This window comes from Winogradskyella sp. Asnod2-B02-A, assembly GCF_045063645.1.
Lineage (GTDB): Bacteria > Bacteroidota > Bacteroidia > Flavobacteriales > Flavobacteriaceae > Winogradskyella.
Window position 1 is genome coordinate 881,537 of the sequence record NZ_JBEFOG010000027.1, and the last position, 12,915, is coordinate 894,451.

Annotated in this window: 9 protein-coding genes; 8 read left to right on the forward strand and 1 reads right to left on the reverse strand. The window is 31.9% G+C overall.

The window, feature by feature from the left end:
- Positions 1-18: 18 nt before the first annotated feature.
- From ACJJVO_RS11930 to ACJJVO_RS11950, 5 genes are all read left to right on the forward strand, one after another.
- Entirely contained in the window at positions 19-2,184 is a 2,166-nt protein-coding gene (locus ACJJVO_RS11930; protein ID WP_405574401.1) for a prolyl oligopeptidase family protein, read from the forward strand.
- A 31-nt stretch (positions 2,185-2,215) separates the two neighbouring features.
- Positions 2,216-4,285, forward strand: a complete 2,070-nt coding sequence (locus ACJJVO_RS11935) for an HAD family hydrolase (protein WP_405574403.1) — start codon at positions 2,216-2,218, stop codon at positions 4,283-4,285.
- A gap of 151 nt (positions 4,286-4,436) precedes the next feature.
- Positions 4,437-5,516, forward strand: a complete 1,080-nt coding sequence (locus ACJJVO_RS11940) for an SO2930 family diheme c-type cytochrome (RefSeq protein ID WP_405574406.1) — start codon at positions 4,437-4,439, stop codon at positions 5,514-5,516.
- 11 nt (positions 5,517-5,527) lie between these two features.
- The gene (locus ACJJVO_RS11945) at positions 5,528-7,999 is read left to right on the forward strand and encodes an FG-GAP-like repeat-containing protein (protein ID WP_405574408.1); all 2,472 of its coding nucleotides are present in this window, start codon (positions 5,528-5,530) and stop codon (positions 7,997-7,999) included.
- An 89-nt stretch (positions 8,000-8,088) separates the two neighbouring features.
- Positions 8,089-9,003, forward strand: a complete 915-nt coding sequence (locus ACJJVO_RS11950) for an ABC transporter ATP-binding protein (RefSeq protein WP_405574410.1) — start codon at positions 8,089-8,091, stop codon at positions 9,001-9,003.
- Here ACJJVO_RS11950 and ACJJVO_RS11955 read toward each other — a convergent pair.
- The gene (locus tag ACJJVO_RS11955) at positions 8,982-9,992 is read right to left on the reverse strand and encodes a helix-turn-helix transcriptional regulator (protein WP_405574413.1); all 1,011 of its coding nucleotides are present in this window, start codon (positions 9,990-9,992) and stop codon (positions 8,982-8,984) included. The two genes, ACJJVO_RS11950 and ACJJVO_RS11955, sit on opposite strands and share 22 nt — an antisense overlap.
- 857 nt (positions 9,993-10,849) lie before the next feature.
- Here ACJJVO_RS11955 and prfH point away from each other — a divergent pair.
- From prfH to ACJJVO_RS11970, 3 genes are read left to right on the forward strand one after another with little or no spacing between them, the layout of a single operon-like run.
- Positions 10,850-11,560, forward strand: a complete 711-nt coding sequence (gene prfH, locus ACJJVO_RS11960; protein ID WP_405574415.1) for a peptide chain release factor H — start codon at positions 10,850-10,852, stop codon at positions 11,558-11,560.
- Between the two features lie 4 nt (positions 11,561-11,564).
- Positions 11,565-12,095, forward strand: a complete 531-nt coding sequence (locus ACJJVO_RS11965) for a tetratricopeptide repeat protein (protein WP_405574417.1) — start codon at positions 11,565-11,567, stop codon at positions 12,093-12,095.
- A 48-nt stretch (positions 12,096-12,143) separates the two neighbouring features.
- Positions 12,144-12,695 carry an exonuclease domain-containing protein gene (locus ACJJVO_RS11970; protein WP_405574418.1) on the forward strand — a complete coding sequence of 184 codons (552 nt, stop codon included), beginning with the start codon at positions 12,144-12,146 and terminating at the stop codon, positions 12,693-12,695.
- The last annotated feature ends 220 nt before the right edge of the window (positions 12,696-12,915 follow it).

Consider the following 12,915-nt stretch of genomic DNA (forward strand, 5'->3'; position numbering starts at 1 on the left):
TTTCGAAAACAACTAATTATGAAAAAATTATTTCTCATTGCTTTAATACTCAGTACTTTTGTTTCTTGTAAAAACGAAACTGAAACTTTGAAAACAATTACTGTAGATTATCCTAAAACCAATAAAATTGTGATTACAGATACAATTTTTGGTGAAGCTGTAGAAGATCCTTACCGTTGGTTAGAAGATGACCGAAGCAAGGAAACTGAATCTTGGGTTAAATCTCAAAACGAAGCTACTTTTGGATATTTAGATAACATTCCATATCGCAAAGAATTAAAAGAGCGCCTTACAAAACTATGGAACTACGAAAAAATTGGGTCACCATTTAAAGAAGGTGATTACACCTACTTTTATAAAAATGATGGTTTACAAAATCAATATGTCATTTACAGATACAAAACAAGCGAAGACCCAAGTACTGCTGAAGTATTCTTGGATCCAAACACATTTAAAGAAGATGGTACTATTTCATTAGGAGGTGCTAGTTTTTCAAAAAATGGAAAAACTCTTGCTTATGCTATTTCTGAAGGAGGAAGTGATTGGAGAAAAATTTTAGTAATGAACACAGAAACTAAAGAAATTGTTGAAGACACTTTAGTAGATATAAAATTCAGTGGCATGTCTTGGTACAAAAACGAAGGCTTCTACTATTCTAGCTATGACAAACCAAAAGGTAGCGAGTTGTCTGCAAAAACAGATCAGCATAAAGTTTATTATCACAAATTAGGAACAAAACAGTCTGAAGATTTATTAATTTTTGGCGGAACTCCAGAACAAAAACATAGGTACATTAGAGGCGGAGTTACAGAAGATGATAGATATCTAGTTATATCTGCAAGCATCTCTACTTCTGGAAACAAGCTTTTTATTAAAGATTTAACAGAACCTAACAGCCAACTTATTACCGTTTTAAATCATACAGATTCTGATTCAAATATTATTGAGAATGTAGGTTCTAAACTTTATATAGCAACTAATTTAGATGCTCCAAATAAAAAAATCGTTACCGTTGATGCTTCTAACCCAACACCAGAAAACTGGGTAGATTTTATTCCTGAAACTAAAAATGTACTAACTCCATCTAATGGTGGTGGTTCTTTTTTTGCTAATTATATGGTAGATGCAGTATCAAAAGTATTGCAGTATGACTATGATGGTAAATTAATTAGAGAAGTAGAATTGCCTGGCGTAGGAAGTGTTAGTGGCTTTAGCGCGAAAAAAGAAGATAAAGAATTATACTACTCATTTACTAATTACGTAACTCCAGGAAGTATCTATAAATATGATATAGAAAAAGGCACTTCAGAATTATATAAAAAACCTAATATCGATTTCAATCCTGAAGCTTACGAAAGTAAACAAGTATTTTACACCTCTAAAGATGGTACTAAAGTGCCTATGATTATCACTTACAAAAAAGGACTTGAGCTTAACGGTAAAAATCCAACTATTCTTTATGGTTATGGTGGATTCAATATTAGTCTAACACCAAGTTTTAGCATTGCAAATGCTGTTTGGATGGAACAGGGTGGTGTTTATGCAGTACCTAACTTACGAGGAGGTGGAGAATACGGAAAAGCTTGGCATGATGCTGGTACAAAACTTCAAAAGCAAAATGTTTTTGACGACTTTATTGCTGCAGCTGAATATCTTATTTCAGAACACTATACCTCTTCAGACTATTTGGCTATAAGAGGAGGGTCTAATGGTGGTTTATTAGTTGGTGCAACTATGACGCAGCGTCCAGATTTAATGAAAGTGGCTTTGCCTGCCGTAGGTGTCCTAGATATGTTACGTTATCATACATTTACAGCTGGTGCTGGTTGGGCTTACGATTATGGCACAGCAGAAGACAGTAAAGAAATGTTTGATTACCTAAAGGGTTACTCTCCTGTCCATAATGTAAAAAAAGGTGTAGAATATCCTGCGACCTTGGTTACCACAGGTGATCATGATGATAGAGTTGTACCAGCACATAGTTTTAAATTTGCGGCTGAGTTACAAAGTAAACAAACCGGTAACAATCCAACACTAATAAGAATAGAAACAGATGCTGGTCATGGCGCAGGTACGCCTGTAAGTAAAACCATAGATCAATATGCAGATATATTTGGCTTTACACTTTATAATATGGGATATGAAGTGCTACCAACCAAAATAGAGGAAAAAATAAAAGGGTAATATTAACTAGCTATTAATTAAATCACATTAATTGTCACTAAATCAACTCCACAAAGAAATAGAAGAAAAGGGAATAAAATTTCTTTTTACTGACTATTACGATACTATTGTTCACAGAAAAGTGCACCCAAATTATACACAACGTATTTGGGCTAAACTTATGATTAGAGAACTAGGATTACCTATATCTATTGATGAACTTTATTTTATTAGGCAAGCTTCTGTTAAATACCTTATAGGAAAACTCGGTAAGGAAGATGTTGAAATTCCCTATAACGCGCTAAAACAAGAAATTTGTAAACGTCTTATAAATGCTGATGTTATCTCAATGGATAAAAAAGCTTCTTTTTTATCACTTTTTGAGGATGCTGATGTCAGAGCAGAATCGAGTGTTCAGTATTTAAACCAAGATGTATTAGATACATTGAAGTATTTTAAATCTAAAGGCGGAAAAGTATACTTGGTTTCTGATTTTTATGGCTCTAAAACCCTTTTTGAAAAATTACTTATGCATCATGGCATCTTAGATCTATTTGATGACCTTTATAGTTCTGCCGAATTAGAAAAAAGCAAGCATGCTGGTACAATTTATGCTCCAATTCTTTCTGAGTTATCTATTGAGGCAAAAGATGTAATGATGATTGGAGATAATCTAAGAAGCGATTATACCAATGCTATAAAAAGCGGACTTAATGCCTATCAGTTACCACACAAAAAATACTTAAAGAAAAACAAACGCAATAACTTCGGAAACGATAAAAAACGCTTAAATAACATCATCAACGGTGTTTATAAAGCCTGTAAAAAAGATTCTTCAATTCCATACACAGAATATATTGTGTTTTATCATACGTTTATTGAACGCATGTATGAAACTGCAAAAAGAAAGAACCTAAAGGATTTATTCTTTTTATCTCGAGAAGGACAATATCTTAAAAAGCTATTTGATTCTTATCAAGATTTTGCAATAATAGATGAGAGTAAAAAAATTAAGACACATTACTTAAAGATATCAAGACAAGCATCACTTCAGATTGCATTAAAAGATCTTGAAATTGAGAATTTTGGTTATTTACAAAAAAAATATAGTAATCTTTCTGTTGATGATTTTTTAATCGCGGTTAACTGTACTGAGGATTTAAAAAAACAAATAATTTCAGAACTTAATGTGCAGGGCAATACCGTTGTTGAAGGTTTTTTCACCTCTTTAAGTTTTAAAAATCTAAAAGAGAACACTAAATTTAAAGCTCATTATGACGCTCATAGGCACGCAAATCATGAGGCATTTAAAACCTATATTAATTCTTTTAATTCTGATATAGAAGCCAATGGAATTTCGCTTGTAGATATTGGTTGGGGTGGAACAATGCAAGAATCGATTTACAAATTTTTTGATCATAAAATTCCAGTTACAGGTTATTATCTTGGATTAGGAGAAATTTATGACATTCAACCAAAAACGCAGCGCTACGGACTTAATTTTTCATTATTACCTTATATTAATTACAATGACAGTATTATAATGGCTAACATGCAACTTTATGAACAATTTTCTGCAGCAGATCATGGAAGTGCATTAGGTTATAGTTTAGAGGCCAAAGATTATACGTTAGAGTATCACAAACCAGAAGAAAAATGGTTGTATGATAATCATATAAAAGCACACCAAGAGCAAATGTTTGCTTTACATAAAGCGCTTTTAAAAAGTTTAGAAACGTTATGTTACTCTGAGGAAAATATGCAAAATGCCATGGCAAAAATGGCACTTAAAGTTGGATTATTTCAAAATACCAAAAAACTAAAATTCTTAGATACCTTAAGTCATGGGTTTTACCAAAATGTTGGCAATAACCAAGTTGGAATAACTTATAAAGCTCCAAAAATTGAAAATCCAATAAAATATGGCATAAGTTTTTTAATGACACCAGAAAAGAATTTTAGATATTTAGTAAAACTGAAACCTTTGCTCTACAAAAAGAATAAACTTATCGCAGCACTTACTCCTATGTATTTAATATACTTATATTATGGAGTTAACAAATATGTTAGATTTAAACTTCTAAACCGGTTATTCTTGTTAAAGTATAATATGTTCAAATAAAGCTAATGTCTAGTTTTATGATAATGCTATTGATTTTGTACCTAAACTTTTAAGATTCAACAAAAAAACCTTAGATTTAGCTCTAATTTTTCATCCATAGTAGGGTTTTTATTCACTTAACTGTCTTATTAGTGTATTAGGGTTATTGCAAATGAAAAAAAATTACTATCTCTATTTTCTTTTAGTTTCGCTTCTGTTTTCTTGTAATAAAGATGATGGCCTAACTCCTGTAGTCATTGACACAAATCCAGTTAATTTTGAGATAGAAAACGTACCATATCAAACACTTTCAGAATATAACTTTTTCAACGGAGACCTTAAGGACTTAAATCCAAACTCTGGTGTTATACCATATACATTAAACTCTATTTTATTTACAGATTACGCCAAAAAAAAACGGTTTGTTTGGATGCCAAATAATACTAATGCAACCTATATTAGCGATGATGTTTCTTTAGATTTTCCTGTTGGTGCTGTTTTAATAAAAAATTTCTATTACGATAACGTCCTCCCAAATGATGAAACACAACTCATTGAAACACGTTTAATGATTAAAAAAAGTGAAGGCTGGATATTTGCTAATTATATATGGAACGAAGCTCAAGACGAAGCCACTTTTAACCTTAGCGGTAGCTTTGTAGATTTACAATGGCAAGAAAATGGAAACATTAATACAGTACAATATAGAATTCCATCTGAAGCTAAATGTTTTACCTGTCATAAAATACAAGAAACACCAGAGCCTATTGGTCCAAAACCAAGAAACTTAAATTTAGTATATGATTATGAAGATGGATCTGAAAATCAACTCAATAAATTAGTAGCGTTAGGTTACCTAGAAAATTCACTTCCAGAAAACATTTCGCGTTTACCAAATTATAGCGACACCTCTGAACCTTTAGAGTCGAGAGTTAGAGCTTATCTAGATATTAATTGTGCACATTGCCACTCTGAAGAAACCCATTGTGCCTATAGACCTATGCGTTTTGGGTACAGCGAAACTGAAGATTACAGTAATATCGGTGTATGTGTAGAACCAGACACAAATATTGAAGAAGGGCTAAACCATATTGTTGAACCAGGAGATGCTAGAAACTCAGTTTTACACTATAGACTGATCTCAGTAGAACCATCTACTAGAATGCCTCTTCTTGGAAGAAGTTTAAGACACAACGAAGGTGTTGACCTCATTGAAGAATGGATAACCTCACTAAACATAGACTGCAACTAAACCAAATAACCATGAAAAAAACTTTACTAATCACATCCCTCTTTACTTTGTTTTGCATCACTGCAAAAGCACAAGTATTAAATCAGCCTGCCAATTGGCCCAATGAGAATTGGAGTGTTACGGGCACTTATGACCCAGCATACCTCTATGCTGATCCAACTAGTGTCTCATCATTTTCATTCGACGATGACGATGCTGGTGGAACATCCGATAACAACGTTGCAGCAGAATCACCAATCATAGATCTTACAGCCGCATTTAATGCAGAGGAAACTGAAATATTAGTTACTTTTCAATATGTATTAAATACTATAAACTCAGAAGAGTTTAGATTACAATATTGGGATGCTGATGCTGCACAATGGACTAATTGGGGAGATAAAGTTGAAGACAATACTGGTTTTGGCTCAGATTTCTGTAATAGAACACGTACTAGTTTTACCAGCGACCTTTTAACCATTTCAGCTTTTACAAGTAACCAACTACAAAACTTTAAATATCGATTAAATTATAATGATAATTCAATTTATGGTTGGGGATTTTGTGTAGACTCACCAGTAATAAACTCAATGGAACCACCTGCTTGTCCTAATATACTAAATCTATTAGCTAACAATGTTAACTCCAATAGCGCTCAAATAAATTGGAATCCAGGCAGCACAGAAACCTCATGGGAAATAGCGATACTATTAGCCTCTGATAACCCTCCAACCTCTGGTACTACAATTACTAGTTTATCTTACACATTCTCTAGTTTAACTCAAGAAACTAGCTATACGGTTTATGTTAGAGCAATCTGTGGATCTGACGGCTTTAGTCTTTGGGAAAACATAAGCTTTACAACAGGTACGGACTTATCTGAATATCCTGTAACGTTCACAGCAAATCCTATTAGCACATCTGGATCTTACGATATTGCTTTAGTAGATCTTAACGGAGATTTTTTAGATGATGTGGTTTCTGTAAGTTCAAATAATATAAATGTTCACTATCAATTAGCATCAGGTGGCTTTAACATGGTTAATATTGAAACAACAAATGCCGATTATTCTCCTAGTTGGAGTTTAGCAGCAGGTGATTTTGATAAAAATGGCTATAATGACCTTTTATATGGCGCAACTAATGGTGTAACATTTATGAAAGCTAATGATACAGGTACTGGGTATACTGAGATATCGGGTTCAGAAGATATTTTCTCACAACGCTCTAATTTTGTAGACATTAACAACGATGGCCATTTAGATGCTTTTGTTTGCCATGATGTTCAGGCCAATGTATATTACATTAATGATGGTTCAGGAAATTTAAATTATTATCAAGGACAAAGTGCTGGTGTAGTACCAAATGGTCTAGGCTTAACACCTGGTGGAGGAAATTACGGTACTGTTTGGATTGATTTTGATAACGATAGAGACATGGACTTATTTATTGCCAAATGTCGTGGAGGCTCTACAACAATTAGCACCAACGAACTCTGGAGAAATGATGGAAACGGAGTCTTTGTAAATATTGCAGATAGCAATGGTTGGTACAATACTAATTATTCAGGTGTTGGCCATAACAACTCTTCTAACCTAGGTGATAATGTACAAACTTGGTCTTCTGCTTGGGCAGATTTTGATAACGATGGTGACATGGATGTTTATGTTGGCGCAAGTAGTTCTAGTAATGGAAATTCTAAATTAATGCGTAATAATGGTGATGGTACATTTACAGATGTTACAGCTGGCTCAGGCGTTTTAGATGCATCTATGGGTATTGAAAATGCACCTGCAGATTTTGATAATGATGGTTATGTAGATATATTGACTAATGGAGATGTACTTTTCAATAATGGTGATTTCACATTTACAAACTACGACAATTATATGCCGCCAACAGGTGCCATTGGAGACGCTAATAATGATGGCTTCTTAGACGTATTTAGAAGTGGTAATATTCACATTAATAATACAAATTCTAATAATTGGATTAAAATAAATACCGTAGGTAATATTAGTAACTATAACGGAATTGGTGCAAGAATAGAAATACTTACACCTGCTGGAAAACAAATTAGAGATGTAAGAAGTGGAGAGGGTTTTGAATTTATGAGTTCATTAAATACTCATTTTGGTATTGGTACAGAAACAATCATTAACAGTATGACCATATATTGGCCTTCTGGCATTGTAGATTATATTGAAAATCCAGCAATAAATACCACACATAATATTGTAGAAGGTTCTGTGTTAAGTGTTATAGATGAAACTCTAGAAGACGTTTCAATATATCCTAATCCAGTGGAAGATGAACTTAATATTAAAACTTCTGCTGATATAAACAATAAAATTGCAACTGTGTTTGATATTAATGGCAAACGCGTTCTTAATATGAAACTTAAATCAACCACAATGGATGTATCAAGTTTAACTAGTGGAGTTTATTTTTTAAGATTAGAATCTGAAGGAAGAATAATGAACCGAAAATTTATTAAAAAATAGTTTTAAGATTAAATATATTTCAAAACCGTTTGAGAAATCAAGCGGTTTTTTTAGTTCCAATTGCTTTTTGAAACTCATATCTTTGTAAAATGCTTCAAGTAAAAAACGTCACTTTCGGATATTCTAATACTAAGGTTTTAAAAGCTGTAGACTTTAGTGTTGAAGCTGGAGAAAATCTAGCAATTATTGGCGAAAGTGGTTCTGGTAAAAGCACACTTTTAAAATTAATTTACGGTGAATATGACTTAAAACAAGGTCATATCTTCTGGAAAGACGAAGAAATCCTAGGACCAAAACACAATTTAGTAATTGGTTACGATTTTATGAAATACGTGACTCAGGAATTTGACTTAATGCCTTTTATTACTGTTGAAGAAAATATAGGTAAATATCTCTCTCGCTTTTATCCTGAAGAAAAACAAAAACGAACAGATGAATTAATAAAAGTTGTAGAGCTTGAAGCCTTTGCCAAAACCAAAGTGAAATTATTAAGTGGTGGTCAAAAACAACGTGTTGCCATTGCTAGAGCTTTGGCAAAACAACCTGAAATCTTATTACTAGACGAGCCGTTTAGCCATATTGATAATTTTAAAAAACAATCATTAAGACGAAGTGTATTTAAATATCTAAAAAGCAATAATATTGCCTGTGTGGTTGCCACTCACGATAAAAATGATGTGCTTGGTTTTGCAGACCAACTCTTGGTAATTCATCAGTCCAAAATTATTGTAAAAGACACACCACAACACATTTATAACAATCCAAAAACACCTCTAATAGCCTCATTTTTTGGAGAATTTAATGTCATTGAACCTTATGGCATTGTGTATGCAAATCAGATTAAAATTGTAGAACAATCCGATTTAAAAGCTGTTGTAAAAACGTCTTATTTTAATGGCAGAAACTGGCTAATTGAAGCGGAATATAATTCGGAACCTGTTTTTATACTGCACGATTTTGAATTAAAAAAAGATGAACAAATTTACTTTTCAATTTCTTCATAGCTTCTAACTGAGGCTTTAAGCTTTTTAATCATTCTATTTCTTAATTTTAAAGGTTTCATAACTTCGATACTATCACCAAAACCTAAAATAAGGCGCTCAAGTTCAAAATTAATTTGAACAAAAATATTAAATATCACACCATCGTTTGTTTTTTCAATCACACGTTGTGAAGAATGAAATGGCTTTGTAATCACATAAGGTGCATTTTTATTGTCTATTTTAAACTGAATACGTTGTGCTCTAGAATTTGAAACGGTTACACCCACAACATCTTTATAGTAAACGTCACCATCAATTTGAAAATCTTCATACGTTTCATTTTCTAACTTAAATATTTCAGACATTCTATCTAGAGCCAATGTGACAAACTTTCCTTTTTGACTAGCTAATAAAAACCATCGATTATTAAATTCTTTAAGCAATTGTGGATGCACTCTAATCACACTAGCCTTTCTAGCTTTAAAAGACTTATAAGACAATTCAATAACGTTCTTATTCTGAATAGCATCATATAAAACATCAATAAATTCTAAACCTTTCAACTGTTCATTTTTATCTAAATGAATAATAGCACGTTTGTCTTTTTGAGATGAATTTACAGAGTCTTCTAAACGCTGTAAAACACCATCCATTTCTTTAAAAAGTGAAAAATCCTTAAACTGTCTTAGTAATTGAATTGCTTCATTCATTACCTTAATATCCTTTTCTGTTACAGGAATATTTACAATACTATAATCCGCATCCTCATACTTATAAAACTTACGATCATAAACCACAATTGGCGCATTATATCCCAATTTATCGCTACGCATCATTTGTAAATCTAACTGAACAGTACGTTTACTAACATCTACATCTTTACCTTCATATTCGTAAAGTGCATCAGAAACGGCTTCAATTAAATCATTAAGTGTCCATTGTCTAAAATGATTTTGAAGACATTTATCAATGGTTTTATATCTGATTAGTGCGTTTTTGTTAACTGCCATAAGACTTCTTTTGTCGGAATAAGACCTTGCGGGTTTTAAAAACCTAGCAGGTCTAAAACATTAAATTTAAACGAAAAAAATTAATACGCAAAAGGCTTACGTAGTTGCTAAAACTTTCAGTTTTAAAAAAAATCACCATATTTGCACCAATAAACAAAGAAAAAAGGAACCTATGATAATACATTTTTTACAAAATCGGATGCTGAAAAGCTATTTCTGTAGTGTAGAGAAATAGGTAAAACTAGAAATATTCAAGTTAAAAAAGCATCCTCATAAAAAAGGATGCTTTTTTTATTAATTTTTTTAAAGTTGATACTAATGTATGCCTAAAGCGCAAATAACTGCACTTCAATTTGTTAGATAATCTGCCATTTGCGGACAGGCGTTCTATATTCTAAAATTTAACATAAATAACTGATTATCAATAAATTAATTTCAAATTAAATTTGGAAATTTAAAATATTACCCTTTATATTTGCATCGCATTTCAACCAAAACAGATGTTGAATTAAAAATTAGAAACTATGAGTTTATTTATAACATATCAAAACGATCCAAAAGGAATATCGCCTTTTGTGATGCTTCGTGATTATCGTTAGATAAACTTTTCAAAATTATAAATGAAAAATCCGAAGCCAATTAAAAACTGTTTCGGATTTTTTGTTTCCCATTCTTAGCAAGTCTGCTAAACACATTATTCAAAACAATTATTAGAAAATCAAGACGCGTGTAGTATTGATATTTTCTTCGCTTAGTGCGCTCGAAATATGACATCAATATCTCATATCGTCACAAATTAAATTATCTAAAAGCGCCATTAAAATAGGAGCTCAAGGATTTATTAGAAAACATATATCATGGGAAAACCATTAATAAATACTAAAATAATACAAATAACCTCAGGTAGAGGACCAGCAGAATGCTGTTGGGTTGTGGCTCAAATTCTAAAACAATTTTTAGAAGCTGTAAACGACAGTGGTATTGAATACAACATATTACAAAGAGAAAAAGGTATTGAAAACATGACGTTACAGTCTGTAACTGTTCAACTCAAAGGAAATAACCTAAGTCGGTTTTTGAGTCAATGGATAGGCACAATTCAATGGATTGGTACTTCAACATTTAGACCACAACACAAACGTAAAAACTGGTTTGTTGGTTTATATGAAATACGGAAAAGTGAACAGTTTCAAATTCTTGAAAAAGATATAACCTATCAAGCCACAAAAAGTTCAGGACCAGGAGGACAACATGTTAACAAAGTGAGTTCTGCTATTAGAGCAACGCATCTACCTACAAAAACACAAGTGTTGGTTATGGATAGTCGTTCTCAACATCAAAACAGAAAAATAGCAAAAGCACGCTTACAAGAAAAAGTAACAGAAGTACAATTAGAAGCCCTAAAATCTGGTATAAAAAACCAATGGAAAAACCACTTAACATTAGAAAGAGGTAATCCTATAAAAGTTTTTAAAGGCTCAGATTTTAAGAGAAATACAATTGTAAAAAAATTTAAAAAACAACGTTGCGCATTAAAAAATGAATTGCGTAATCAATTAAATAATTAAAACAATGGATACGAATTTGTTGAACAACTACGTGCTTAAAGCCATAGATGCTTATCCATACGAACTAGAAGAAACTGTAGAAAATCTAAACTACGCCTTATCCTATGAAGCAGACAACGCTTATGCTTTGTATTTAATGGGACGCTTACAAGCTGAGCAGTTTGGTGATTATGAAAAAGCCAAGCAATATTATGCAGAAGCTTTGGCAAACAAAATGGATTTTCAAAAAGTATATTCAAAATACATTTTAGTTCTTATCTGGAACGAAGATTACGAAGAAGCTCAGAAATTAATTGACTTCGCCCTTACCGTAAAAGGATTAAATAAAGGAACCGTTTACTTATACCAAGGACAACTTTTCGAAAATCTTCAGGCCTATAAAAAAGCTATAAAAGCATTTAAAAAAGCAAAATGTTTTGGTTATAACGATGGCTTTATAAATCATCTAAACTCAGAAATTTCAAGAGTTAAAAACAAGATGAAACCAAAGAAGAAAAAATCAAAATGTAAAAAGAAGAAGAAAAAAAAGAAATAAAAATTTATCATTCCTAATTAAACAGGAATAATAAAACAAATAGAAAACATGAATAAAAATATAATAATTATAGATCTCGAAGCCACATGTTGGAATGGAAAAATTCCGGCAGGTCAAGTCAATGAAATCATAGAAATTGGTATCTGTGTTTTAGATACATCTACAGGATTAATATCTAAAAATGAGGGTATATTAATAAAACCAACACGCTCAGAAATCAGTCCTTTTTGTACTGAGCTCACAACAATTACTCAACAATTGTTAGATGCAGAAGGAATCACTTTTAAAGAGGCTTGCACCAAATTAAGAGAAGATTATGATGCGCATCAATACACATGGGCAAGTTATGGTGCTTATGATTTAAATATGATGAAAAAACAGTGTAAGATTAGAGGTGTAGAATACCCTTTGTCTCAAAACCATATTAATGTAAAAACTTTATTTTTTGAAGTTAAAGGTTTAAACCGGAAAGTTGGAATGAATAATGCGTTAGACATCTTAGAAATTCCATTAGAAGGCACACATCATAGAGGAATTGACGATGCTAAGAACATTGCAAAAATTCTGAATTGGTGCTTAAATCAAAATATACAATTCTAATAAAATTGAATTAAAAATAAAAAATAAATCACTACGCAAAAACATTGCGCAATGGCATCAAATATTTGCAGTGTAATTAATAGGAAGTCTTTTTGGAATCAGACTTTTTACAGTAGCGCTCTGCTAGAAAAAGGAATCTAGCAGAGCTTAATATAAGTTCTTTGAAAGAAATTGAAGTTGAATTTTAGCTTCAATATTAATAAAATCATCATTAATTATT

Excerpts from the sequence above, each read along its gene's own strand:
- ACJJVO_RS11950 (WP_405574410.1), top strand. The coding sequence starts at position 8,089 with ATGCTTCAAGTAAAAAACGTCACTTTCGGATATTCTAATACTAAGGTT.
- ACJJVO_RS11970 (WP_405574418.1), top strand. The coding sequence starts at position 12,144 with ATGAATAAAAATATAATAATTATAGATCTCGAAGCCACATGTTGGAAT.
- ACJJVO_RS11945 (WP_405574408.1), top strand. The coding sequence starts at position 5,528 with ATGAAAAAAACTTTACTAATCACATCCCTCTTTACTTTGTTTTGCATC.
- ACJJVO_RS11965 (WP_405574417.1), top strand. The coding sequence starts at position 11,565 with ATGGATACGAATTTGTTGAACAACTACGTGCTTAAAGCCATAGATGCT.
- ACJJVO_RS11930 (WP_405574401.1), top strand. The coding sequence starts at position 19 with ATGAAAAAATTATTTCTCATTGCTTTAATACTCAGTACTTTTGTTTCT.
- prfH (WP_405574415.1), top strand. The coding sequence starts at position 10,850 with ATGGGAAAACCATTAATAAATACTAAAATAATACAAATAACCTCAGGT.
- ACJJVO_RS11955 (WP_405574413.1), bottom strand. The coding sequence starts at position 9,992 with ATGGCAGTTAACAAAAACGCACTAATCAGATATAAAACCATTGATAAA.
- ACJJVO_RS11940 (WP_405574406.1), top strand. The coding sequence starts at position 4,437 with ATGAAAAAAAATTACTATCTCTATTTTCTTTTAGTTTCGCTTCTGTTT.